Source organism: Gordonia sp. (in: high G+C Gram-positive bacteria) (assembly GCF_049299075.1).
GTDB lineage: Bacteria > Actinomycetota > Actinomycetes > Mycobacteriales > Mycobacteriaceae > Gordonia.
Window position 1 is genome coordinate 1 of sequence record NZ_JBAQWU010000159.1, and the last position, 23074, is coordinate 23074.

Annotated in this window: 27 protein-coding genes; 10 read left to right on the forward strand and 17 right to left on the reverse strand. The window is 66.5% G+C overall.

All coding sequences use genetic code 11. The features are described 5' to 3' along the window. The coding region (gene dnaG / locus WAW85_RS05310; protein WP_422558600.1) for a DNA primase at positions 1 to 1356 on the reverse strand (1356 nt) is incomplete at its 3' end. Positions 1357 to 1520: 164 nt separating this feature from the next. Here dnaG and WAW85_RS05315 point away from each other — a divergent pair. From WAW85_RS05315 to WAW85_RS05330, 4 genes are read left to right on the forward strand one after another with little or no spacing between them, the layout of a single operon-like run. Beyond that, positions 1521 to 1997: a DUF4262 domain-containing protein gene (locus tag WAW85_RS05315; protein WP_422558601.1), complete on the forward strand. Its 477-nt coding sequence runs from the start codon at positions 1521 to 1523 to the stop codon at positions 1995 to 1997. A 22-nt stretch (positions 1998 to 2019) separates the two neighbouring features. Then, positions 2020 to 5448 carry an SNF2-related protein gene (locus WAW85_RS05320; protein WP_422558602.1) on the forward strand — a complete coding sequence of 1143 codons (3429 nt, stop codon included), beginning with the start codon at positions 2020 to 2022 and terminating at the stop codon, positions 5446 to 5448. Positions 5449 to 5495: 47 nt separating this feature from the next. Further along, a complete protein-coding gene (locus WAW85_RS05325) occupies positions 5496 to 6833 on the forward strand; it encodes an MFS transporter (RefSeq protein WP_422558625.1) in 1338 nt (445 codons plus the stop codon). 57 nt (positions 6834 to 6890) lie between these two features. After that, positions 6891 to 7721: an alpha/beta fold hydrolase gene (locus WAW85_RS05330; RefSeq protein WP_422558603.1), complete on the forward strand. Its 831-nt coding sequence runs from the start codon at positions 6891 to 6893 to the stop codon at positions 7719 to 7721. Positions 7722 to 7741: 20 nt separating this feature from the next. On the opposite strand, the gene WAW85_RS05335 is transcribed toward WAW85_RS05330, so the two are convergent. After that, entirely contained in the window at positions 7742 to 8056 is a 315-nt protein-coding gene (locus WAW85_RS05335; protein WP_422558604.1) for a hypothetical protein, read from the reverse strand. Positions 8057 to 8165: 109 nt separating this feature from the next. Between WAW85_RS05335 and WAW85_RS05340 the strand changes: the two genes are divergently transcribed. Together WAW85_RS05340 and WAW85_RS05345 are read left to right on the forward strand one after the other, a co-directional pair. After that, positions 8166 to 8510 (forward strand): hypothetical protein, encoded by a 345-nt coding sequence (locus tag WAW85_RS05340; RefSeq protein ID WP_422558605.1) that lies wholly within the window; start codon positions 8166 to 8168, stop codon positions 8508 to 8510. Between the two features lie 196 nt (positions 8511 to 8706). After that, positions 8707 to 9393 carry a hypothetical protein gene (locus WAW85_RS05345; protein ID WP_422558606.1) on the forward strand — a complete coding sequence of 229 codons (687 nt, stop codon included), beginning with the start codon at positions 8707 to 8709 and terminating at the stop codon, positions 9391 to 9393. A gap of 10 nt (positions 9394 to 9403) precedes the next feature. Here the strand turns inward: WAW85_RS05345 and WAW85_RS05350 are convergent, their stop codons facing one another. Both WAW85_RS05350 and WAW85_RS05355 read right to left on the reverse strand, forming a co-directional pair. Continuing rightward, entirely contained in the window at positions 9404 to 9724 is a 321-nt protein-coding gene (locus WAW85_RS05350) for a putative quinol monooxygenase (RefSeq protein ID WP_422558607.1), read from the reverse strand. 26 nt (positions 9725 to 9750) lie between these two features. Continuing rightward, positions 9751 to 10146 carry a hypothetical protein gene (locus tag WAW85_RS05355; RefSeq protein ID WP_422558608.1) on the reverse strand — a complete coding sequence of 132 codons (396 nt, stop codon included), beginning with the start codon at positions 10144 to 10146 and terminating at the stop codon, positions 9751 to 9753. A gap of 128 nt (positions 10147 to 10274) precedes the next feature. Here WAW85_RS05355 and WAW85_RS05360 point away from each other — a divergent pair, with 128 nt between their 5' ends. Next, entirely contained in the window at positions 10275 to 10793 is a 519-nt protein-coding gene (locus tag WAW85_RS05360; protein ID WP_422558609.1) for a hypothetical protein, read from the forward strand. A 10-nt stretch (positions 10794 to 10803) separates the two neighbouring features. Here the strand turns inward: WAW85_RS05360 and WAW85_RS05365 are convergent, their stop codons facing one another. Together WAW85_RS05365 and WAW85_RS05370 are read right to left on the reverse strand one after the other, a co-directional pair. Beyond that, on the reverse strand, positions 10804 to 12096 hold the full coding sequence (locus WAW85_RS05365) for a deoxyguanosinetriphosphate triphosphohydrolase (RefSeq protein WP_422558610.1): 1293 nt from the start codon (positions 12094 to 12096) through the stop codon (positions 10804 to 10806). Beyond that, positions 12097 to 12621 carry a cold-shock protein gene (locus tag WAW85_RS05370; protein WP_422558626.1) on the reverse strand — a complete coding sequence of 175 codons (525 nt, stop codon included), beginning with the start codon at positions 12619 to 12621 and terminating at the stop codon, positions 12097 to 12099. 211 nt (positions 12622 to 12832) lie between these two features. Here WAW85_RS05370 and WAW85_RS05375 point away from each other — a divergent pair, with 211 nt between their 5' ends. Next, on the forward strand, positions 12833 to 13063 hold the full coding sequence (locus WAW85_RS05375; RefSeq protein ID WP_422558611.1) for a hypothetical protein: 231 nt from the start codon (positions 12833 to 12835) through the stop codon (positions 13061 to 13063). A 63-nt stretch (positions 13064 to 13126) separates the two neighbouring features. Here WAW85_RS05375 and WAW85_RS05380 read toward each other — a convergent pair whose 3' ends face one another. Together WAW85_RS05380 and WAW85_RS05385 are read right to left on the reverse strand one after the other, a co-directional pair. Beyond that, complete coding sequence (locus tag WAW85_RS05380) at positions 13127 to 13282, reverse strand: hypothetical protein (protein ID WP_422558612.1); 156 nt, start codon at positions 13280 to 13282, stop codon at positions 13127 to 13129. Then, positions 13283 to 14674, reverse strand: a complete 1392-nt coding sequence (locus WAW85_RS05385) for a glycine--tRNA ligase (RefSeq protein ID WP_422558613.1) — start codon at positions 14672 to 14674, stop codon at positions 13283 to 13285. Between the two features lie 202 nt (positions 14675 to 14876). Between WAW85_RS05385 and WAW85_RS05390 the strand changes: the two genes are divergently transcribed. Further along, entirely contained in the window at positions 14877 to 15209 is a 333-nt protein-coding gene (locus WAW85_RS05390) for an ArsR/SmtB family transcription factor (RefSeq protein ID WP_422558614.1), read from the forward strand. Beyond that, on the forward strand, positions 15206 to 15634 hold the full coding sequence (locus tag WAW85_RS05395) for a Fur family transcriptional regulator (RefSeq protein WP_422558615.1): 429 nt from the start codon (positions 15206 to 15208) through the stop codon (positions 15632 to 15634). Before WAW85_RS05390 ends, WAW85_RS05395 begins: the two co-directional genes overlap by 4 nt. Before the next feature lie 15 nt (positions 15635 to 15649). Here the strand turns inward: WAW85_RS05395 and WAW85_RS05400 are convergent, their stop codons facing one another. The 9 genes from WAW85_RS05400 to WAW85_RS05440 all read right to left on the reverse strand — a co-directional run. Continuing rightward, entirely contained in the window at positions 15650 to 16108 is a 459-nt protein-coding gene (locus tag WAW85_RS05400; RefSeq protein WP_422558616.1) for a hypothetical protein, read from the reverse strand. A gap of 194 nt (positions 16109 to 16302) precedes the next feature. Next, entirely contained in the window at positions 16303 to 17106 is an 804-nt protein-coding gene (locus tag WAW85_RS05405) for an isoprenyl transferase (RefSeq protein ID WP_422558617.1), read from the reverse strand. A gap of 16 nt (positions 17107 to 17122) precedes the next feature. Then, positions 17123 to 17881, reverse strand: coding sequence for a DNA repair protein RecO (gene recO / locus WAW85_RS05410; protein ID WP_422558618.1), 759 nt, complete (start codon positions 17879 to 17881; stop codon positions 17123 to 17125). An 84-nt stretch (positions 17882 to 17965) separates the two neighbouring features. Then, positions 17966 to 18445: a hypothetical protein gene (locus WAW85_RS05415; RefSeq protein ID WP_422558619.1), complete on the reverse strand. Its 480-nt coding sequence runs from the start codon at positions 18443 to 18445 to the stop codon at positions 17966 to 17968. 91 nt (positions 18446 to 18536) lie between these two features. Continuing rightward, on the reverse strand, positions 18537 to 19445 hold the full coding sequence (era, locus tag WAW85_RS05420) for a GTPase Era (protein ID WP_422558620.1): 909 nt from the start codon (positions 19443 to 19445) through the stop codon (positions 18537 to 18539). Then, positions 19438 to 20856: a hemolysin family protein gene (locus WAW85_RS05425; RefSeq protein ID WP_422558621.1), complete on the reverse strand. Its 1419-nt coding sequence runs from the start codon at positions 20854 to 20856 to the stop codon at positions 19438 to 19440. Before WAW85_RS05425 ends, era begins: the two co-directional genes overlap by 8 nt. Positions 20857 to 20859: 3 nt before the next feature. Beyond that, the gene (gene ybeY / locus WAW85_RS05430; RefSeq protein WP_422558622.1) at positions 20860 to 21417 is read right to left on the reverse strand and encodes an rRNA maturation RNase YbeY; all 558 of its coding nucleotides are present in this window, start codon (positions 21415 to 21417) and stop codon (positions 20860 to 20862) included. Beyond that, positions 21414 to 22454 carry a PhoH family protein gene (locus WAW85_RS05435; RefSeq protein ID WP_422558623.1) on the reverse strand — a complete coding sequence of 347 codons (1041 nt, stop codon included), beginning with the start codon at positions 22452 to 22454 and terminating at the stop codon, positions 21414 to 21416. Before WAW85_RS05435 ends, ybeY begins: the two co-directional genes overlap by 4 nt. Before the next feature lie 44 nt (positions 22455 to 22498). Beyond that, the coding region (locus tag WAW85_RS05440) for an alpha/beta hydrolase family protein (RefSeq protein WP_422558624.1) at positions 22499 to 23074 on the reverse strand (576 nt) is incomplete at its 5' end.

A 23074-nucleotide genomic window follows, 5' to 3' on the forward strand; every position in this document is an offset into this window, starting at 1 on the left:
GGCCCGCCCACCGCCAGCGCCGGGTGCGCGCCGGGCCTGCTGTCGGACCCGGGCCAGCACGCTGGCCACATCGTCCAGGCCGATCCAGCCGGCCAGCTGCCGCGCGTACTCATCACGCAGCGCAACGTCGCGGATGCGGGCGACTACCGGCACCGTCTCCCGCTGCGCAGCGACCCGCCCCTCGGCGGTATCGAGGTCGTGGCCGGCCAGGAGCGCCTTGATGGCAAACTCGAACATCGGCAGCCGCTGGGCGATCAAGTCACGCAGCGCGGGATCGCCGGACTTCTGCCGAAGCTCACACGGGTCCATTCCGTCCGGCGCCACCGCGACAAACGTCTGCCCGGCGATCGCCTGCTCCCCCTCGAATGCCTTGAGCGCGGCAGCTTTACCCGCATCATCGCCGTCGAAGGTGTAGATCACCTCACCGCGGAAATAGGAGTCGTCCATCATCAGACGGCGGATCAGCGCGAGGTGATCCTCACCGAACGCCGTTCCGCACGAGGCGACGGCGGTGGTCACCCCGGCCGCATGCATGGCCATGACGTCGGTGTAGCCCTCGACGATCACCACCTGGTGCCCCTTGGCAATGTCCCGCTTGGCTAGATCGATGCCGAACAGCACCTGCGACTTCTTGTAGAGCATCGTCTCGGGGGTGTTCATGTACTTGCCGAGGTTGTCGTCCTCGTACAGCTTGCGCGCACCGAAGCCGATGACATCGCCGGAGGTGTTGCGGATCGGCCACAACAGCCGCCGGTGGAAACGGTCGATCGGACCTTTGCGCCCCTGCTTCGAGAGTCCCGCCGCCTCCAGCTCGGCAAAGGCAAAACCTTGGGACAGCAGAGCTTTGGTCATCGTGTCCCACCCGGCTGGCGCATACCCACAGCCGAAGTGCTCGGCCGCCGCGCCGTCGAAGCCACGGTCAGTCAGGAACTCGCGGGCGACCTTGGCGTCCGGGGTGCGCAACTGCTCGGCGTAGTAGCGCTGCGCTGCCGCATTCGCCGCGACGAGCCGGGCGCGGGTGCCGCGGTCGCGGATGATGGCCGTGCCGCCGCCCTCATAGTTGATGCGATAGCCGATCCGGTCGGCCAACTGCTCCACAGCTTCGACAAAGGTGATGTGCTCCTGCTTCTGCAAGAACGAGTAGACGTCGCCGCCTTCGCCGCAGCCGAAGCAGTGGAAGTGGCCGTGGTTGGGCCGGACGTGGAACGACGGCGACTTCTCGTCGTGGAACGGGCACAGACCCTTCATGCTGTCGACGCCAGCGCGACGCAGCGCGACATAGTCGCCCACCACATCCTCGATGCGCGTCTGCTCACGGATCGCCGTGATATCGCGTTCGGGGATTCTGCCTGTCACCTGCCCAGTCTAGCCAGCCGCGACGCTCTTGCGGGTTCGGCTATCCACCGGGCCGGATCGGCTCGGTTCCGAGAAGTGTCGGAGGTGCGCCGTACCGTCTGCAACAGATCGAACACCTGATCGATTTGTTGCCGGGAGACCGGGCGAGACAAAGGAGTGAAACCATGTGTGAATTCGACCCGCGCTGCCAGGGTTCGGACAATCTGGTGAGCAACGCACTCAACCAGATCGACGCCGGCCGCTGGGCGGTGACCGGTGTCTATGGCGACGAGCTCGGCCCGGCGTTCGCCTACACCACCGGCCTCACCGAGTTCTCCCGCCCGGAGCTGGTGATCTACGGTCTCGACCCGGAGCAGGCCTGCGGAATCCTCAACCGGACGGCCGAGCTACTGATCGGCGACGAGCAGTTGTTCGACACACCGCGGTTGGCGGGCATTCTGCGTCCGCCCTACCACCTGACGTCCCTGCCTGCCCTGGACACCGACGAGCTCACCGTGACCCGGCTCCTCTACGGCCCGGATTTCCCCGCGGTGCAGCTCATTTGGCCGGACGCCGACGGCCGCTTCCCCTGGGAAGCCGGTTATGTCCTCAGCCTCGACGTCCAACCGCTGTCCGGAATCCCGCACCCGGACGCAGCCTGAGACTGCCGATAGCCTGTTGTCGATGGTTACCCGCAGTTGGTCGTCCGCGCAGGCAGAACAGGCACTTCGCCACCTGCCTCTCCCGGACGTGCACCGAGGGCGCGGATATGCCCGGGAGCGCCGGATCAGCGGGATCGAGTGGACATCGCCGACCTGCGTGCGTGGCGCCTGCCGCGGCTCCGACGGCAACCGCTACGCCTGCACTGTCACCTTGGTGGTCCAGGGCGGCGAGGTGGTCGACGTCTTCGGCTCCTGCACCTGCCCGGTCCGCACCGATTGCAAACACTGCGCCGCGCTGATCCTGGAAGCGGTCGACGACGCCCGTCCGGCGCCCTGGCGCGCGCTGTTCGCGGAGATCACCGCGCAAGCACCCGCCGACGAACCTGCCGGGCAGATCCGGCCCGTGGGGCTCTCGTTCCACACCACTCGATCACCCGACGGCACGCTCGATGCGCTGCTACGCCCCGTCGTCTGCCAGCCCACCGGCGACTGGACACCGCACCTGCCCTGGTCGGTGATCCTGGTCGGGAGCACCGCCGGCTACGACCGCGACGGCGTCGAGGCGCTCACCGCCATCGGATCCGCCCTCGCGAACACCCCGGCGTTCGCCGCTCGCCAACGCGGGGTGCCGCGCCTGCCAGAATCGGTCGCCCTGTCCGGTGCACCAGCAGCCTTCTGGAAAGCTCTGGTGTCGGCGGCGCACGCCGGTCTGCCGCTGTTCGGCACCGGCGAGGCACACGCCGTAGAAGTCACGGAGACGCTGGACGTCACGCTTCGGGTCGAGGCGCTCGACGACGGTGCCGAACTATCGGCCGAACTCACGCTCGACGGCTCGTCTACCGTCGATGACAGCTCCTTGGTGCGCGGCGACCCCGCCGCGGGCGCGGCCGTGCTGCGCGCGGGCACCCTGCACCTCGGCCAGCTCACCCGGATCACCGCGCTGGAAACCGCACTCCTCACCGGCGATCGGATCGAAGTGCCCACCACCGACTTCGCCGAGTTCTCCGCGGCGTTGCCCACGCTGACGCGCCACCGCACCGTCGCCCTGCCCGAGCGTGGCCTGACTCCGCCAGAGATCTCCGCACCCTTCCCACTGCTCATCATCGACCTGGAGGCCTACCGGTCACGCACCCAGTGGCGCGCCGGCTACCTGGTCGACGGCACACTCCGGCATTTCGACCCGGCCATGCCCGAACGCCGGGCCGGATTCCGGGATGTCGACGCCGAAGCCCAGATGTGGGAACGCGCCCGCCCCGAACTGGAACTCTTCTGCAGCAGCACCCGGCGCTGGCAGGAGGCCCTCACCGCGCGATTGCACGCCATGCAACGTCGCGTCCCCGCGGTCGAGACGGTCAGCAGCACACTCCTGCGCTTCCGTCGTGAGCAACAGACGATGTCGGTGGCCCGGGCCGCCGCAGCCGCACCGATCCGCGAACTGCTGATCCCCCTCGGCCTGGAACTGCCCGAGACCGCCATCCTGTGCGGCGAGCTGATCCGGCGGATCACCGCCCCCGGACTGATCCAGGTCGAGGTCACCGGCGAGCAGCGCGACTTCCGCGAGGCGGAAAACACCGAGCTGCACTTCGGTTCCACTGGCGCGTACGAATGGCTCGACCTCACCGTCTCGGTCCACGTCGACGACCACTCCGTCCCGCTGCCAACCGTCATCGAGCACCTCGCCCAGGGCCATGAGTGGCTCGTCCTGGACGACGGCACCTACTTCAGCCTCCGCACCCCCGAACTCGAACGGCTCCGCGAGCTGCTCGACGAAGCCCAATTCATGGGTGATCTCGACGGCGCCGAGATCTCTGGCGCGCACCCGAACGCCACCCTGTGGGAAGAACTCCTGAGCCTGGGCGTCGTCGACGCCCAGCTCGCCCACTGGCACGAGCGCATCACCGCCCTGGCCCACGCCCGGCCACCTGAGCCGGTGGCGGTACCGGCTGCCCTCGACGCGACCCTGCGCGGCTACCAGCACGACGGCCTGGACTGGCTGAGCTTCCTGCTGGACAACCAGATCGGCGGCATCCTCGCCGACGATATGGGCTTGGGCAAAACCGTCCAGACGCTGGCCCTGATCACCCGGGCGGCGGCGGCGAACCCGGCCGTCCGTTTCCTGGTCGTCGCCCCGACCAGCGTGATCGGCAACTGGGCGACCGAAGCCCGACGCTTCGCGCCGTCGCTGACAGTCGCCACCGTGACCGCGACGCAAAAGCGCGCGAAATCCCCGTTGGCCGAGCAGATCGCCGACGCCCACATCGTGGTCACCTCGTACACGCTGCTCCGCCTGGATATCGACGCCTTCGACGCCATCGCGTGGGACGGCGCGGTCTTCGACGAAGCCCAGTTCGTCAAGAACCACAATTCCAAGACCCACCAGGCCGCCCGCCGCCTCGACACGCCCGTCAAACTCGCCATCACCGGCACTCCGATGGAAAACAACGTCATGGAGCTGTGGTCGTTGGTCTCGCTCGTCGCCCCCGGCCTGTACGGGAGCCCGAAGAAGTTCCGTGAACAGTTCGCCGCCCCCATCGAGCGCGGCGAACCCGGCCGCTTGTCCACCCTCCGCCGGCGGCTGAAGCCGATCATGTTGCGGCGCACCAAAGAGCAGGTCGCCGCCGACCTGCCACCAAAGCAGGAGTCCATCGTCGGGATCCAACTGGACCCCAAGCACCGCAAGATCTACGACCTCTTCCTCGCCCGCGAACAACAGAAATTGCTGGGCTTGCTGGAAAACTGGGACGAGAACCGCGTCCAGATCCTGGCGGCACTGACCCGCATGCGCCAGCTCAGCCTGCACCCCGGGCTGGTGGACGACGAGCACGAATCCCTCTCGTCGACCAAGATCGACTACCTCGCCCAGCATCTGCCGCAGCTGATCGACGAGGGCCACAGCGCGCTGGTGTTCAGTAGCTTCACCGGCTTTCTGAAGCTGATCGCCGACGCGCTGACCGGGCTGGGCATCTCATTCAGCTACCTGGACGGCACCATGTCGGCGACGCAGCGGCAGGCCGAAATCGACCGATTCACCGCGGGCGGCGACGACCAGACCCGCGTCTTCCTGATCAGCCTCAAGGCCGGCGGATTCGGCCTCAACCTGACCGCAGCGGACTACTGCTTCGTCGCCGACCCGTGGTGGAACCCGGCGGCCGAGGCCCAAGCCGTCGACCGGGCCCACCGGATCGGGCAACAGCGGCCGGTCACCGTCTACCGCCTAGTCTCCAGTGGCACCGTCGAAGAGAAAGTCGTCGCGCTGCAAGACCGCAAACGTGCCCTCTTCGACGCCCTGATCGACGACGGCGAGCAGTTCAGCGGCGCCCTCACCGCCGACGATGTGCGTCGCCTCGTCGTCGACGACCCTGATGACCCCGACCTCGATGACCCCGACCCCGATGACCCCGACCCCGATGAGTCCGACGGCGATGAGGCCGACGGCCCGGAAATGCACTAGCCGCACCGCCGCCGATCCGGCATTCTCGTAAGGTGAGCAACCCCGACATGGACCGGCTCCCCCGGATCCTGCAGCCGTTTGCGCTGCGCCAATACCGATGGCTCGCCCTCGGTCTGGCGCTGGCGCTCTTCGGCGACGGCATCTGGTTGGTCGCTCTGGTCTGGCAGGTGATCGGTCTGGGCGGCGGCCCCGGCGCGGTCTCCCTGATGTCCGGCACCGCCGCCAGCGGCATGATCGTGTCCACCCTGTTCGGCGGTGTGCTGGCCGACCGGATCTCCCAGCGCGCGATCATCGTCGGCTTGGAGACGGTCAAACTGATCGCCTTCAGCACCGTCGGTGTGGCCTCGGCGTTCGGCGCCCTGACCTACGCGCACCTGATGGCCGCCGCACTGCTGGGCGGGGTCACCACCGGCATGTATTACCCGGCGTATTCGGCCCTGCTGCCGCGCGTGGTCAGCGCCGCACAGTTGCTGGCCGCCAACGGCATCGAAGGATTTCTGCGCCCGGTCCTCTATCAGGCCGCCGGACCGATGATCGCCGGCGTCATCATCGGCGCCACCTCCCCGGCCGCCGCGATCATCGTCGGCGCGTTCGCCTGTATCTTGTCGGCGGCGTGCTATCTCGCAATGGGCCCGGTTCCCGACGACGACAACGCCGCCGCTCCTCGGGTCGAGAAGCGCAGCGGCGCCCGCGGCGTGGCCGCCGACCTCGGTGCGGGATTCGCCTTCATGTGGACGACTCCGTGGCTGCGAGCCACCCTGTTCTTCTCCTCATTCTTGGTCCTCATGCTGATGGGACCGATCGAGGTGCTCATCCCGTTCGCACTCAAGGACCGGGCCGGTGGCGGCGCCTTCGACCACTCCATAGTCCTGGCCGCGTTCGGCGTGGGCGCCGCTCTGGGCGCCTTTGTCTTCGCGTCAATGGCCATGCCGCGGCGCTACTTATCGGTGATGTTCGCGTTGTGGACGGTCTGCTCGATCCCCCTGGTGATTATGGGTTTTGCCCAGCACACGGTCTGGTTCGCGATTGCCGCCTTCGGCGTGGGGCTGATGCTCGACGGCCCACTGGTCCTGTGGGGGACGCTGCTGCAGCGGCGCGTCCCAACGGAGCTCCTCGGCCGGATCTCGTCGCTGGACTTCTTTGTCTCGATGGCCTTCATGCCGGTGTCGATGGCGTTGGCCGCCCCGGTCAGCCACCTGATCGGCGTCAGCTGGACGTTTGTGCTGGCCGGCCTGCTCCCGGTACCGGTCGCGATCGCCGCGTACTGGCTCAGCCGCCTCGATCGCGACGAGATCGCCCATCCGCTGGCCATCCCCGAGATCGACGTATCCCTGTCTGGGGCGGCCATCCCCGATGACTCTCCGCCTGGCCCACCGGTTCGGTAGCCTTCACCCGGGGCGGCAGCGCGGCCGCCCCGGAGAGCTCCTGGGAGGACACCCGCCGTGGACCAGTACAGCTACATGGGTTTGACGTTTGACGTCGCCGACGCCGGCGAACCCCGCGAGGGCACCATCGTGCTGCTGCATGGCTTCCCGCAAACCTCCTACTCGTGGCGCAAAGTCACCCCGATCCTGAACGCGGCCGGCTACCGCACCGTCGCCCCCGACCAGCGCGGCTACTCCCCCGGGGCCCGACCCGCCGCGCGCACCGTCTACCGCTCCAGTGAGCTGATCGACGACGTCGTCGGCTTGATCACTCGACTCGACTCCGGTCCAGTGCATCTGGTCGGCCACGATTGGGGGGCCGCGGTGGCCTGGGGTCTGGCCGGCAGTCGACCAGACCTGGTGCGCACCCTCACCTCGGTGTCGGTGCCCCATCCGGCGGCCTTCATCAAGTCGCTCTTTTCCTCCGACCAGTTGCTGAAATCCTGGTACATGGCCGCGTTTCAGCCACCGCTGCTCCCTGACCTACTGCTGTCTCGGGTCCCGATCGTGCTCGACCAAATGCTGCGGCGCTCCGGCATGGACAGCGAGCAGATCGCCGACGTGCACCGTCTGGTGGTCGATACCGGCGCCCTGGGCGGTGCCTTGAACTGGTATCGGGCCATGGGCATGACCAGTCCGCCGAACCTCGCCCGGCGGGTCGCCGTGCCTACCACGCACGTCTGGGGCGCGAAGGACACTGCGCTGTCGCGCCGCGGCGCCGAACTGGCCGAGGGGTACGCCGTCGCCGACTACCGGCTGGAAGTGCTCCCCAATTCCGGACACTGGATTCCCGAGCACGACGCCGAGCGCCTCGGCCAGCTCATCCTCGACCGCGTCCACGGGAACTGAGACCGCCGCGCAGGTTCCGGTCAGCTCTGCGCGCCAGCGTAGTAGGCACGTACCACTCCGACTGTGGCCGGCGAGGGGAACTGTTCGTTGTTCACCCCGAGCGGGCCGGTCTTCACCGTCCACTGCGCCGACGATTTGTCGATCAGCTGCGCATCCTTGGCCAACACCACGTCATTCGTGTCGACGCAGCCGTAGGCACCCAGGTATCCGTCGCTGCGCCCACCCCAGGCGCCACCGGTGCGGATGGTGCATTTGACCCCGTTGGCCAGTTCCAGCGCCAGCGGTTGCGGATCAGCGCGCTTGGTCACCGGCTGCAGCGGCACGTCGGAGGTCAACTGCCGAAGCGTGTGGTTCCACGGCGCATTGATGCAGTACAGCGTCGTCGACGAGGCTGGTGTCGGCCAGCAGGTGTGTGCTCCGGCCGCATTCGGGCTGCAGGAGTAAATGTTGTTCGACGTCGCCGACTGGCTCGGCGTCATCGTGGGTCCACACGAGACGGTGCTCCCGATGCCGCTGGAATCGACCGTCCAGCCCGCGGCTGGCCGGCCATCGCGACCCACCGCGACCACGGTGATCACCTCAGTCTGGCCACCAGCGGTGTCGGTGGGTGTGGTGGCCCCGGTCGGTTGGCTCCCGGTCGGTTGGCTCCCGTTCGGCGCCTGTCCATTCGTCTGGGTCACCACGTCGGTCACCACCGACGGCGCCGTGGACGTGGTGTTGCTGCTGCACCCGGTGAGCAACAGCCCGGCCACCACCACCGCCGCGGCCGCGCACATCACGCGCGCATGAATCCTCGCGCGTACGGCCAGACCTGTCCTGCGGTTCGGTTCTTTGCTGGGGTGCGATGCCATCTGTCGACCGTAGCGCCTGCACGGCGGCGCGCGGCCGTAACCGAAGAGCACCGCGACGACTCGTGCTGCATAGTGGAGGGAGCACTGCATGCCCAGCAGACCGTGCCGCAGAGAACACGAGACAAGGAGATCTGATGTCGGACGATTCCCCACTCGGCGACGGGACCCAACTCACCACTGCCGTATTCGGCGTGCCGGTAGGCGGACTGATCCAAGTATGGACCGACAAGCCCACCGTGTGGCATCTGAGTGATCCGGGCGCCTTTGCCGATATCGCCGGCAGCGGCCTGATCTCACGGACCCAGATCCGGCCTGGCCGCTACCGCGAGGAATGCTTGTTCGACGAGGAGTCCGGCACAGTGGTGCTCGAGGATCGCCACAGCGCCGAGCACCCCGAATCCGAATCACAAATCGGTGGGCGAATCTTCACCGCAGCCCCGCCGAGCGAGGTCTTCGGCGATCCGTGGGAGGACCTGAACGTCGCGATCTTCCGCGCCGCCGCGCAGGCCTTCGCTCGCCACGAACTGATCGTCATCGAACCGGGCGGGTGGGACGATTCTGACGGCCGCTTCTGCTTGATCGTCGCGGTGCACGACGATGGCGCCGATCAGATCATCCTGGAAACGTCTCCGGCTCCGAGTGGGAGTGAGCTCTGGCCGCCGACCGACCAGACGGACCACCAGACCATCAGCGCCCCGGCCAGTGAGGATTCGCTGCGCGGCGCCGGCGCCCTCGCGGTCGAGGCCATCAGCCGCTGGGGGGTCGCCCCCTGGGACGTCACCATCACCTACGTCGTCCCGAGCGAGGCCTTCGGCGAGTAGTGCCGCTAGCTCAATCCACGGCCATCTCACCGAGCAGGTCCCACTCGTCGCGGTCCATCACGACGTTGCGGACGAGTGGCGTCGACTGCAGCAGCGGCGGCAAATCCGACTGGGCTTTAACGAAGTGCGGGCTCGTCACGTGTGCTTCGGCGGCGTCGTCCCCGAACGCCTCGACGAGAAAGTACTCGTGTGGGTCGTCGACGCTACGCGACCAGTCGAACCACAGATTGCCCGGCTCCGCGCGAGTGGCCTCAGTGAACTCCCGCGACAGCTCGACCCAGTCGTCGGCGTACTCGGGTTTGACGGTGAACTTGGCGACGATGAAGATCATGGTTCCAGTCTGACATCTCCACCGGTTCAGAGTCGGTCGTCGTCGATCTCGTCCGACAGCAGCGAACCGGGCACCGTCTGCCAGTCAATCAGCGCGATCACCAGCAAATCCGCGCGTCCGGGCACCTGCAGCGCGGTCCAGGTTTTCCCATTCAGTCCGCCCGTCACCGCCTCCACCAGCGCAGTCAGGGACTCACCTGGCGGCAGCGGCGATTGCAGGTCGTGGAACAGCATCTCCACTCCACAACCCAGCGAGACCGGGCCGTCGTTCTCGTGGGCGTCGAGGTAGCAGCCGACCGTTTGACGGGCCGGCTCCCCGCTGGCCGGGATCAGCGTGGCGCGCACGGCGACGTCGTACCAGCCGACCATTCGTTCGGCCGGGCAGATCGCCTCGGAGTATGTGGCCGCAGTGTGATCAGTCATGGTCGCGAGGCTATCGCCGGGTACCGACATCGGCGGCGACCCGCGCGCCGCGCGGACGCGCGCGGTGAACGGGAATCGGACTAGAATCGGGCCAGCAGTTCAGACCCATCGCGGACGGGAGCCAAGCCATGAACGACGACTATGAAGAAGACTTCGTCGGGTGCGGAACCTGGGACCAGATGACCGCCTGGCTTGCCGATTCGCTGCCTGAGATTCCGGTCGGCGTCACTATCGACTTCGGCCCCCGCGACTTCGCCGTCGACGAGGATTCGCTCACCGATGACTTCGACGAGCCGCTGGACGCCGTATGCGCCCAGATCGTGGCGTTGGAGCACGGCCGACTGCTGGTCCGGCGTTCCCACGTGGTGATGGAAGCGTCCAGTTTCGTCCACCACGACGCCAGCGCCGCAACCCCAAATCACTGGTTCACCGAGGACCCGACGAGCGACTGCACCGACGGTGCCATCTACGTCGACGATCCGGCCCTGGCCGCCGATATCTGCGTCACCTGGCTCGCCACCGAATCCGGGGAACCCACCCCGGCCGACTTCGGCTTCGACCTCAGCGAAGCCGAGCACCTGCCGGGTATCTCGGCCTCCGGCGGCCAATGGACGATCGACGACTTCCTCCGCCGCCTCGGCCACTGACCAATCAGATTCAGCCCAGGTGCGCTTGGACCTCGGCACTGCTCTTGTCGAGCCGCTCCAGGCGCCCCTCGGTCATCGACGCGATCTGATCGACGACGACCCGCATCCGCTCGGCGTCGGTGTCGGCGGCCGACCAGCGCGGCACGAAGATCGGGTCGAGGCCGCCCGGGGCACTCGTGCGCAGCAGTGTCGCGACGCGATGGATCCGCTCACGCTGGCGCTCCTGTTTCGCTAGGTGCCGGCGGTCGGAGAAGATGAAACGCAGGGCGACGGTCTTGAGCATCGCCACCTCGGCGGCGATCGCCGACGGCACCGACAGGTTCGCGTCGTACCGCCGAAGAGGTCCGTCACCGGCCTGGGCGCGAGTGGCCGTAATCGCCGCGGACGCGAAGCGCCCGATCAACTCGCTGGTGAGCCGTTTGAGGGCCACCGACGAGGCGAGCGAGCCGTCGTGCGTGTGCACGGCGCGGAAGATATCCATGGCGCTGAGTCGCTGGGCGGCATCGATCAACAGTGCGGGGTCCAGCCCGTCAAAGTACCGAACCCCTAACTCGGCGAGTTCGGTCTGGTCGTCGCGCGACGCCAGCTGCAGCAAATCGATTCGGCCGCTAACCACACCGTCTTCCAGGTCGTGCACGGAGTAGGCGATGTCATCGGCCCAGTCCATCGCCTGCGCTTCGAGGCAACGACGTGGTCCCGGCGCACCTCGTCGGACCCATTCCAGCGCCGGCTCGTCCTCCACGTATGCGCCGTACTTGGTGCCCGGCGCCTGCCGACTCCATGGATATTTGAGTGTGGCGTCGAGCGCGGCACGCGTCAGGTTCAGTCCGGCGCTCTCGCCACCCGGCCCGAGGATTTTCGGTTCGAGCGAGGTCAAGATCCGCAGGTTCTGGGCATTGCCTTCGAAGCCACCGTATTCGCGCGCCACCTCATCGAGAGCGCGCTCACCGTTGTGGCCGTAGGGCGGGTGACCGATGTCGTGCGCCAAACCGGCAAGCTCCACCAGGTCCGGATCGCAGCCAAGCCCCACGGCGATGCCACGGCCGATCTGGCCCACTTCGAGCGAATGGGTGAGCCTGGTGCGCGGGGTGTCACCCTCGCGCGGTCCGACCACCTGCGTCTTGTCGGCAAGTCGGCGCAGCGCCGCACTGTGCAGCACCCGCGCCCGATCCCGCGCGAAATCGCTGCGGTGATCGGTCGCGGGATTGGTGCGCTCGACTTCTTTGGGCGCCTCACCCACTACGCGCTCAAGATCATGAGCGTCGTAGTGGGCTACCGGCGGACCGGCGTAGTCAGCTGCCAACTAGCTGTTGGTCCAGCCGCGGGCACCGGCGAGGTCCATCAGCTTGCTGCGGATCGACGTGATCTGACGCGCGGTCAGGTCGGGCGCCGAATCAAGCAGGAGCTCGGTGATCTCGTTGAACAGCGGGCCGGTGTGACGCGGACGTCGCGAGCTGCGATCATCACGACGGTCGCCACCGCGGTCGCCACCGCGGTCGTAGCTGCCGCGACGGTCGCCGCGGTCGCCACCGCGACGGTCATCGCGATCCCCGAAGCGGCCGCGGTTGTCGTCGCGACGCTGGGCGCGTTCGACCGACGGCGCTTCGCCGGGCGGGGCCTCTTCGGTCACTGTCAAGTTGGTCGCCTTGGCACCACGGTCGGTGTCCTCCACGTCGAAATCGACCTTGGCACCCGGGCGCAACTGTCCCTCGTCGATGCCGTGCAGGTCGTTGATGTGCACGAAGACGTCGTCGCCACCACTCTCGGGCGAAACGAAACCGAAACCACGATTCGGGTCGTAATGGACGACCTTGCCGCTGACACTCACCACAAACTCACTCTCTCGGGCCGCCGACTGCCCGGACCCCTTGTCCGTGCGACGATCCACGTCCCCTCACTATGCCCTATCAGCGCAGGTCCGGCCTACCGGTCCACGCATCCGCCGATCGGTTGGCGCGGAGTGATTGTCCGAGGCGAGTGCTTCACTGTGATCGCGCTCACTGCACACTGCGGGAGCACATCGATCAGGGGGATGGACGATGACCTACAACAACCGGCTCACCCGCGGCGACCTGCGCCGCCTGCTCTCCGAACTCCGGGCGCAACTGCCGCCCGGCTACGAGCCCTTCGATGACTATTGGGCTGCCCCGTACGACGGCGACTGTTTCGCTGATCTCCTCGACCACGAGCTCACGCCCGAGGCGCTCCTAGCCCGCCACGATCGTTACGCCGGTCACCCGCCCCAGCAGCGCTACCGCAGGGCCAGCTGACAGCGCAGGCAGCCGACGTGAGGCGCCTGGTGGCTCACACCAGCCCCTGAGCGGTCGACTCCGTCAGCGGCGCACCCGGCGGAACCACCAGAGACCCAGAATGAGGAGCCAGATCGGCAGCACGATGGCGAGCATCATCCACTGCTGCTGACCCACCATCATGGCGGCTGCGATGAACATCAGCACGGTGCTGAAGAACATCACGAAGTTGGGGTTCATCTACGCACCCAGCAGCTTGCCGCCAAGGTACTCGGCGACGCCGGAGAGGGCGACGCGCTCCTGCGTCATGGTGTCACGTTCGCGAATGGTCACTGCATGGTCGTCGAGGGTGTCGAAGTCGACGGTGACGCAGAACGGCGTGCCGATCTCATCCTGGCGGCGGTAGCGCTTTCCGATGCTCTGCGTGTCGTCGTACTCGATGGCCCAGTGCTTGCGCAGGTCGTCGGCCAGATTCCGCGCGGTCGGCGCGAGCTCGTCTTTCTTGGACAGCGGCAGCACCGCTGCCTTGATCGGGGCCAGCCGGCGATCGAGCTTCAGCACGGTGCGCGCATCGGTGCCGCCCTTGGCGTTCGGCACTTCCTCCTCGGTGTACGCATCGCAGAGGAAGGCCATCATCGAGCGGCCCAGGCCGGCGGCTGGCTCGATCACGAACGGCGTGTACTTCTCGCCGGTCGCCTGGTCGAAGTAGACGAGGTCCTCACCGGAGTGCTTCGAGTGCGTGGACAGATCGTAATCGGTGCGGTTCGCGATGCCTTCGAGCTCACCCCACGGGTTACCGGAGAATCCGAATTTGTACTCGACGTCGGTGGTGCCCTTGGAGTAGTGCGAAAGCTTCTCCAGCGGATGGGCAAACAACCGCAGATTCTCCGGGTCGATGCCCAGGTCGACATACCAGTTGCGGCGGGCATTGATCCAATACTCGTGCCACTGCTCATCCTCGCCGGGCTTGACGAAGAACTCCATCTCCATCTGCTCGAACTCGCGGGTCCGGAAGATGAAGTTGCCCGGAGTGATCTCGTTGCGGAAGCTCTTGCCGATCTGCGCGATACCGAACGGCGGCTTCTTACGCGCGGTGGTCATCACGTTCTTGAAGTTGATGAAGATGCCCTGAGCGGTCTCCGGGCGCAGATAATGCATGCCCTCCTCGTCAGCCACCGGTCCGAGGAAGGTTTTGAGCAAACCGGAGAACTCGCGCGGCTCAGTCCACTGACCGCGGGTACCGCAGTCCGGGCACACGACCTCACTCATCGGAACAGTGTCGGGATCGGCGATGCCCTTCTTCTCCGCGTAGCCCTCTTGTAAGTGATCCATGCGGTGACGTTTGTGACAGTTGGTGCACTCGACGAGCGGATCGGTGAACACGTCGACATGCCCGGAGGCCTCCCACACCGCACGCGGCAGGATCACTGACGAGTCCAGGCCGACGATGTCGTCGCGCGAGGTGACCATGGCGCGCCACCACTGGTCCTTGATGTTGTTCTTCAGTTCCACACCGAGCGGGCCGTAATCCCACGCCGACCGAGTACCGCCGTAGATCTCGCCGCACGGAAACACCAGACCACGCCGCTTGGCGAGGTTGACGACGGCTTCGACTTTGGACTGCACGGCCACGATGACGGTTCTCCAGGCTAGAGGGATCGGAGTTGGCTATCGCCGCGACAGGCGCGGCGGCCAGCCACTGCTAACAGGGTATCTCGCGCGTGAACAACCACCGAGTGAGGTCTGCCCCGGCAGCGACTCCACGACAAGATGGAAACAGTTGCCGATAAGATGGTTCGAGTCGACCGACCGGACCCACAGATTGGACTTCGCGATGACCCACGCCGACTTCGTAGCAAGCGATACCTCCGGCGCCGACCACGTCGCGGCCAGCGACCTGCTGCGTTCCTTGGCTGCGCCGGCCCGGGTCGCCATCGTCCTCGCCCTGCGCGAGAACGCCATGTGCGTCCACGAACTCGTCGATGCCTTGCACCTCAATCAACCGCAAGTCAGCCAGCACCTCAAAGTGTTGAAGAACTCCGGCGTCGTCGTCGGCAACCGGCGCGGCCGGGAAGTCGAATACACCCTGGTCGACGACCACATCGCCCACATCGTCACCGATGCCCTCACCCACGCCACCGAACGACACCCGGGGGCCGGGCGGTGACCGGCGGACCGGTCACCGGACAGCGTTCGACGCGTCAACGCGCGGCGATCGCCGGCCTGCTGACCGCCAGTGCGGAATTCCTCTCCGCCCAGCAACTACACGACCTGCTCACTGAACGCGGCGACGCCATCGGCCTGACCACGGTCTACCGAAACCTGCAGGCACTCGTCGACACCGGTCAGGTCGACGCGATCTGGGACGGCTCAGGCGAGACCCGCTACCGCTACTGCTCGGACACTCACCACCATCACCTGGTGTGCCGCGACTGTGGCACGACCGTCGAGATTCAGGCCGACCCGGTCGAACGCTGGGCCGAGCAGATCGCGACCGCACACGGGTTTCACGACATCTCGCACACCGTCGAAATCTTCGGCGTCTGCACCGCCTGCGCCGCACTCCCGCGCACGACGACCGACACCGAGTAAGCGCCCGTTACGCAGCTACCGCCTCGGCGTGACGGTGACGATGAAGGTCACCGGCCCCATTCCAGCCTGGACATTGGTCATGATCACCTCGGTTGCGCCCGGCGCCACAGCGGTCACGCCCGGATTGAATTGTGCGCTACCGTCGCTGTAGCCAGCTGCGAAAGTCGCAACGGCACGGTTGGCTACCTCGCCGCGATAGCTGTCGATGGGCAGCGAACCGGTACGAATGTTGAGCACCTGTCCCACCACGAGTTCCACCGTCGTCCCTTGTAGCTCATTCACTTCCCTGGTGACCGGCGCGACGATATCGCCGCCGATCGGCGTCTCGGTCGTGTTCGCCGTGGACGTGTTCGCCGTGGATGTGGTCGCCGTGGACGTGGCGTTCACCGTCGTCTCGTCGGACTCACTGCACGCGCCGAGCGCCACGGCGAGCGCCACCACTGCCGGAACAATCAACCATTGCTGGGTCTTCATGGCACTCTCCTGAACAGCCGGTTCGCGCTCGGCACTCGGCGCAGAGACTGTCGCGCCTGTTATTTACCAATAAGCGTCCCACAACTCCTGACGGTCAACGCCGGAATGCCGGGCCGCCGGACCACTCCCCCAGTTCTGCGGCCGCCGCACGGTGCCGCCCGGTGCCGGTGATCGCGGCCCCGCCCGCAGCCGAATCAGGCACTGCCGAAGCGGCGGTCCCGTTTGGCGTACTCCAGGCAGGCGTCCCACAAGTCGCGGCGGTCGAAGTCGGGAAACAGCTTCTCCTGGTACACCATCTCCGCATAGGCCGACTGCCACAGCAGGAAGTTTGAAATGCGCTGCTCCCCCGACGGTCGCAGGACCAGATCGACATCGGGCATGTCCGGCTCGTCAAGGTACCGCGCGAAGCTGGCTTCGGTGATGCGCTCCGGATCGATCTCGCCGCGGGCGGCCCGCCGGGCAATTTCCCGCGCGGCATCGGCGATCTCGGCGCGACCCCCGTAGTTGACGCACATGGTCAGCGTCAGTACATCGTTGCCTTTAGTCAGTTCCTCGGCGACTTCGAGCTCATTGATCACACTGCGCCACAGGCGCGGCTTGCGACCGGCCCAGCGCACCCGTACACCCATCTCGTTCATCTCGTCGCGGCGACGACGAATCACGTCCCGGTTGAAGCCCATCAGGAACTTCACCTCGTCGGGGCTGCGCGACCAGTTCTCGGTGGAGAAAGCATACGCCGACAGCCATTTCACCCCGATCTCGATCGATCCGCAGACGCTGTCCATCAGCACGGCCTCGCCGCGTTTATGTCCCTCGGTACGCGGCAGCCCGCGCTCGGTGGCCCAGCGGCCGTTACCGTCCATCACCAACGCCACATGGTTCGGCACGAACTGGGCCGGAATGGCTGGCGGAGTTGCTCCGGACGGGTGCCGATCCGGCGGGCGCACCGCGCGCGGGGCAACTACGGCGGCCGCACGGCGGCGGGTCAGTCGTGCCATCTGCGAATTTTGCCTCTCATCGAGCTACCGGTGCTTCCACAGTAGCGGTGCGCTCGATCAGCGGCAGCGTGCGCAATCGTCGTTCCAGATGCCACTGCAGGTGTGCCGCGATCAGCCCAGTCGCCTGCCGCTGCTGTGATTGCGTGGCCGCAGCAACATGCTCCCACTGCCCACGGGAGAGCGCATCCATCACCTCGAGCACGCCGACCGACGGCGTCGCCGATCCGGCCGGCCGGCAGTAGACGCACACCGCGCCACCCACCGCGACGTGGAAAGCCTTGTGCGGTCCAGGATTCGCACACCGCGCGCACACATCGAGCGACGGCGCCCAGCCCGCCGCAGCCATCGCCCGCAGCAGGAAGGCGTCGAGGATCAGCTGCCGGTCCCGGCGATCTTCCGAGAGCGCAGTCAAGGCGCCGACAGTCAGTCGGTACAGCTGGCGGGCGGGGGCGCGCTCCTCACCGGCCAATCGTTCGGCGGTCTCCAGGACGGCGCACGCCGTCGTATATCTCGAGTAGTCCGCCGCCATCGCCTCGCTGAAGGGATGGCGCGCGTGCACCTGGGTGACGATGTCTAGATTGCGCCCGGGGTAGAAGGTCACATCCACGTGAGTGAAGGGCTCCAGCCGCGCACCAAACTTGGAACGCGTCCGGCGGATACCTTTGGCGACCGCCCGAACCAACCCATGCTCAGCGGTGAGGAAGGTGATGATGCGGTCGGCTTCGCCCAGCTTGTGCTGGCGGATCACCACCGCTTCGTCCTGGTAATTCCTCACCGAGACATTCTCTCATCGACCGGAGACAAAGCATCGCAAGGCGGCGCGGGTCCGCGTCCAGCCCGGTGCGCTCCTGATCGCCGGCTACTTCTTCTTGGCTTTACGGGCCTGCGCTTTAGCCTCCGCGGCCTCCCGCCGTTCCAGCGCGGCATCGGCCGCAGCGTTCTTGGCCGCCGACTCCTGCCGAGCGTCCCACCAGCGCCGGAGTACCACGAATCCGAGCAGCCAAGCGGCCAGCACACTCACCAACCAGACCAGCACCGCCGAGGCAATCCAGGCGCTACCCCCGGTAATCGTGAGCGCACCACTCACCAGTGTCGTCAGCCACAACGACAGCAGGGTGGAGATCAGGCCGACGCCACCGAGCATCGCCGACGCGTATTTACGCGCGACATTGAAGACAAACGGCATCAGAATCGACTGCAGGACGGTAAAGATCGCCACCGCGATGAAAAACCCGCGCACCGAGAGATTGAATCCCCCGGCCAGCAGCCAGGCGCACACCAGGAAGGCGAGCGCAGCGGACACCAAATTCACCAGGACACTCAGCAGAAATCGAATCACGACCCGCTCCTCACTACCGTCCGCACCGGATGCGCGGTCTGAACAACCATTCTGCCGCCCACCAGGGCGCTACAGCGCGAACTCAGCCACTTTAAAAACCGAGTCGGCCCAGCTGTTTCGGATCACGCTGCCAGTCCTTGGCCACTTTCACATGCAGGTCCAGGTAGACCTTGCAGCCGAGCAGCTTTTCGATCTGTTTGCGCGCCACCGTGCCGACCTCCTTGAGCCGGCCACCCCGGTGCCCGATGATAATGCCCTTCTGGCTGTCCCGCTCCACGTAAAGCAACGCATGGACGTCGACCATGGGCGGATCGGAATCCTCCCGCGGGATCACCTCTTCGATAGTCACCGCGAGTGAGTGCGGCAGTTCGTCGCGCACGCCTTCGAGCGCGGCCTCCCGGATGAACTCGGCCATCAGCACCTGCTCGGGTTCGTCGGTCAGCTCCCCGTCCGGGTAGAACGCCGGACCTGGCTCGCACAGCGACACCAACAAATCAGTGAGCACGTCGAGCTGCTTGCCCGACTTGGCCGACACCGGAATCACCTCGGCGGTCGGACCGAGGAGCTCGGCCAGCGCCATCAACTGCCCGACGACCCTCTCCGGGCCCACCTTGTCGAGCTTGGTCACGATGCCGACCACCTTGGTCCGCTTGGCGAGTGGCTTGATCTGCTCGATGATCCACTTGTCACCGGGACCGATCGGCTCGTCGGCCGGGATGCACAGGCAGATAATGTCGACCTCCGACAGCGTCTCGATCACCACGCTGTTCAGCCGCTTGCCCAGTAGCGTGCGCGGCCGATGCAAGCCGGGCGTATCGACGAGCACCACCTGCGCGTCGGGCAGCGTCACAATGCCGCGGATCGCATGCCGAGTGGTCTGCGGGCGATTCGACGTGATGGCGATCTTGTCGCCGACCAGCGCATTAGTCAGCGTCGACTTGCCGGTGTTCGGCCGTCCGACGAAACAGACAAATCCGGATCGGAATTCGACGTCACTCACCCTGATCCTCCTGTAGAGCCGTCGTCGTGCTCAGCATCTCGCCCTTCCTTGCTTTCTCGCCCTTCCCGACTTTCGCAGCTTTCTCACCCTTGCCGACCTTCTCGCGCATACCGGACTTCTCTCCCTTGCCGTTCTTCTTTGCCGCCTTGCGGCGCACCACCACCGAGGTGATCCGTTGCCGGCCCATGCGGTTCGCACTGCCCTCGGCGGTCAGCAGTAGCCCCAAGGCGGCGACCCGTGACCCGGGCAACGGCACGCGGCCGAGCTTCCACGCCATCAGACCGCCGACGGTCTCCACCTCGTCGTCGCCGATCTTCACATCGTCGTACAGTTCACTGAGGTCCTCGACCGGCAGCCGCGACGAGACGCGGTAGACGCCGTCGCCGAGTTCCTCGATCGGCGCGACCTCGTCGGTGTCGTATTCGTCAGTAATCTCCCCGACGATCTCCTCGAGCACATCCTCGATGGTCACCAGCCCGGCGATGCCGCCGTACTCGTCGACCAGCAGTGCCATGTGATTGCGCTGCGCCTGCATCTCTTCGAGCAGGTCGTCGAGGCGCTTGGAGTCGGGAACAAACCAGGGAGTCCGCATCAGGTCGCCCACGGTCATCGTCGTCTGCACCGTGCCCTGCGGCAGCATCCGTCCCACGATGTCTTTGAGGTAGACGACGCCAAGAATGTCGTCGGGGTTCTCGCCGATCACTGGGATCCGCGAATGCCCGGACCGCACGGCTAGGCTCAGCGCCTGCGTCGCGGATTTCTCCGCCTCGATCCACACCATCTCCGGGCGGGGCACCATCACCTCGCGCGCCGACGTCTCGTCGAGCTCGAAGACGGACTGAATCATGCGGCGTTCGTCGTCGTCCACCACGCCCTGCACCTGCGCCAGGTTCACCACCTCCCGCACCTCCACCTCGGTGGCGAATGGGCCATTGCGGTATCCGCGGCCGGGGGTCAGCGCATTACCGAGCAGGATCAGCAGGCGGGTCACCGGACGCAGCAGCACACCGATCGCGGTCAGAAAAGGACCGGCGATGAGCGCGATCGAGTACGCGTTCTGCCGTCCCACGGTCCGCGGACCCACGCCGACCGCCACAAACGAGACCACCGCCATCCCGAGCACGGCAACAACGATTCCCCAGGTCAAGCCCAGATAATCGACGGCCACGAGGGCGACAAGCACGGTGGCCGCCGTCTCGCAGACAATCCGAAGGAGCACAGTGAGACCGATATAGGTCGCCCGCTGGTCCAAGACCGTGGCGAGCCGGCGGGCACCGGTCCGTTCGTCGCTGATCAGCTCTTCGGTGCGGGCGACCGACACTGTCGTCAGGGCCGTGTCGACAGCCGCGAACAGTCCTGCCACGGCGGCGAGCAAAGCTGCGACAACTAGGAGCACGATGTCACTGGACATCGGCTAGGGCCCCGGACCGTCGCCGACCGGGCCGGAGTCGAAGCCGAGGTCACGCATCAGCCTGCTGTCCTTCGCGGCCTGCCGCTGCTCCCGCAGCCGGTCCTCGCGGGCGTCGTACCAGTCAGTGAGAATCTGATTCTGCAGACCGAACATCTCGGCCTTCTCCGCCGGCTCAGCATGGTCAAAGCCGAGCAGATGTAAGACGCCGTGCACCGTCAGCACGGCAAGCTCGTGCTCAAAGGAATGACGCTGCTTGCGCGCCTGATCGGCGGCGAATTCCGGGCACAGCACGATGTCCCCGAGCATCGCCGGTCCCGGATCGGACGCGTCCGGGCGGCCCCCCGGAGTCAGCTCGTCCATCGGAAAGCTCATGACGTCCGTCGGGCCCGGCAGGTCCATCCACTGCATGTGCAGATCAGACATCGTGTCCAGATCCACCAATTGAATGGAAAGCTCAGCGGCCGGGTGCACATCCATCGCGCCCATCGCGAACCGGGCGACCTCGATGATCTGGTCATTGGGCGCCTCAACGCCGGACTCGTTGAAAAGTTCGATGCTCATCGACGACGACTCCCCGACCTGGCCCGCGAACGGCTGCCGCCGCCCGTCTCTTCCTCGCGCCCGTACGCGTCGACGATGTCAGCCACCAGCCGGTGCCGAACCACGTCGGCACTCGTCAGCTGCGCGAAGTGAATGTCGTCGATCCCGTCGAGAATCCGCGTAGCCGTACGCAAGCCACTCTGCGCGCCGCCCGGTAGGTCCACCTGAGTGGCGTCGCCAGTGACCACCATCTTGGAGTCGAAACCGAGTCGGGTCAGGAACATCTTCATCTGCTCGCCGGTCGTGTTCTGTGCTTCGTCGAGAATGATGAAGGCATCGGAGAGGGTGCGCCCGCGCATATAGGCGAGCGGCGCCACCTCGATGACCCCGGCTTCCATCAGCTTCGGCACCGCCTCGGGTTCCATCATGTCGTGCAGGGCGTCGTACAGCGGGCGAAGGTACGGGTCGATCTTCTCGCTCAGCGAACCGGGCAGAAAGCCCAGACGCTCGCCGGCCTCGACCGCAGGCCGGGTCAAGATGATGCGGCTGACCTCTTTGCGGTGCAACGCCTGCACGGCCTTAGCCATCGCCAGGTAGGTCTTCCCGGTGCCGGCCGGGCCCAGCCCGAAGACGATGGTGTTCGCGTCGATCGCATCGACGTAGTGCTTCTGGTTCAGCGTCTTAGGCCGAATGTGCTTGCCGCGCCGGGAAATAATGTCCAGGCTCAGCACTTGCGCTGGGGCTTCCTGCGTGGAGCCGTCGGACAGGATCGTCATCGCCTCCCGCACCAGGTCCGGGGTCAGTGGAGTCCCGGTACGCACCAACGCGACCAGTTCGGCGATCACCCGCTCGGACGCGGCCACCTCGTCGGACCGCCCCGTCAGCGAGATCTTGTTGCCACGGACGTGCATGTGTGCGGGCAGCTGCGCTTCGAGGGTCTTCAGGTTGACGTCGACGGCCCCGAGCAGCCCCACCACCAGTTCCGGCGGGATGTCCAGTGCCGAGGTCACCACGCGGGCCGCGTCGTTGTCGTCACTCACGAAGGCGTTCAACTCCATCTGTTCGCTGATTGATTCACCCGATTCTAGCCTGGTGCCGCCGGTCAACGGCCCAGCGTCCGGAGGGTCTGCCGGTGCGCGGCGCTGCGCAGGTCCAGGAAAGCGGCGTGATCGCCGGGCACTTCGGTGAGGGTGACCCGCTGGCCGCGCTCGGCCATCGTCTGCACGTACTGGCGGCTGCGTTCCACCGGAACCGACTGGTCCTGCGTGGTATGCACCACCGCGATCAACGCATCGCTGATCGGACCGTGCGCCGGGGAAGCGTCGCGGTAACGCTGGGGCGCCTCGGCGTAGGTGGCGCCGAGCAACGCGACCACCGAGGCCTTATCCCGCACGTCCGGGACCGTGAAGTCGAGGACTGCCGACTGCGGGACGACGGTGGTGATCCGGTGCCGCTGCGTGCGTGCGCCGAGGTGAGCGACCGCCCACACGGCCAGCTGACCGCCTGCCGAGTGCCCGACGACAGCGACATCTCGCCGGTCCACGGCGATCCCCGCAAGCCCAAGTTGCTCGGCCACCGGACCATCCAGGGCGGCCAGGGCAGCGAGCACGTCACGCCCGGTCTGCGGCCAGCCCCCACCGGACCTGCCCCCACCGTCCAGATCGACGCGGCGGTATTC

Excerpts from the sequence above, each read along its gene's own strand:
- WAW85_RS05390 (WP_422558614.1), top strand. The coding sequence starts at position 14,877 with ATGACCCACGCCGACTTCGTAGCAAGCGATACCTCCGGCGCCGACCAC.
- ybeY (WP_422558622.1), bottom strand. The coding sequence starts at position 21,417 with ATGAGCATCGAACTTTTCAACGAGTCCGGCGTTGAGGCGCCCAATGAC.
- WAW85_RS05350 (WP_422558607.1), bottom strand. The coding sequence starts at position 9,724 with ATGATCTTCATCGTCGCCAAGTTCACCGTCAAACCCGAGTACGCCGAC.
- WAW85_RS05315 (WP_422558601.1), top strand. The coding sequence starts at position 1,521 with ATGTGTGAATTCGACCCGCGCTGCCAGGGTTCGGACAATCTGGTGAGC.
- WAW85_RS05320 (WP_422558602.1), top strand. The coding sequence starts at position 2,020 with ATGGTTACCCGCAGTTGGTCGTCCGCGCAGGCAGAACAGGCACTTCGC.
- WAW85_RS05405 (WP_422558617.1), bottom strand. The coding sequence starts at position 17,106 with ATGGCACGACTGACCCGCCGCCGTGCGGCCGCCGTAGTTGCCCCGCGC.
- WAW85_RS05325 (WP_422558625.1), top strand. The coding sequence starts at position 5,496 with ATGGACCGGCTCCCCCGGATCCTGCAGCCGTTTGCGCTGCGCCAATAC.
- WAW85_RS05400 (WP_422558616.1), bottom strand. The coding sequence starts at position 16,108 with ATGAAGACCCAGCAATGGTTGATTGTTCCGGCAGTGGTGGCGCTCGCC.
- WAW85_RS05360 (WP_422558609.1), top strand. The coding sequence starts at position 10,275 with ATGAACGACGACTATGAAGAAGACTTCGTCGGGTGCGGAACCTGGGAC.
- WAW85_RS05435 (WP_422558623.1), bottom strand. The coding sequence starts at position 22,454 with ATGGAGTTGAACGCCTTCGTGAGTGACGACAACGACGCGGCCCGCGTG.
- WAW85_RS05425 (WP_422558621.1), bottom strand. The coding sequence starts at position 20,856 with ATGTCCAGTGACATCGTGCTCCTAGTTGTCGCAGCTTTGCTCGCCGCC.
- WAW85_RS05380 (WP_422558612.1), bottom strand. The coding sequence starts at position 13,282 with ATGAACCCCAACTTCGTGATGTTCTTCAGCACCGTGCTGATGTTCATC.
- WAW85_RS05375 (WP_422558611.1), top strand. The coding sequence starts at position 12,833 with ATGACCTACAACAACCGGCTCACCCGCGGCGACCTGCGCCGCCTGCTC.
- WAW85_RS05355 (WP_422558608.1), bottom strand. The coding sequence starts at position 10,146 with ATGACTGATCACACTGCGGCCACATACTCCGAGGCGATCTGCCCGGCC.
- WAW85_RS05340 (WP_422558605.1), top strand. The coding sequence starts at position 8,166 with ATGTTGTTCGACGTCGCCGACTGGCTCGGCGTCATCGTGGGTCCACAC.
- WAW85_RS05345 (WP_422558606.1), top strand. The coding sequence starts at position 8,707 with ATGTCGGACGATTCCCCACTCGGCGACGGGACCCAACTCACCACTGCC.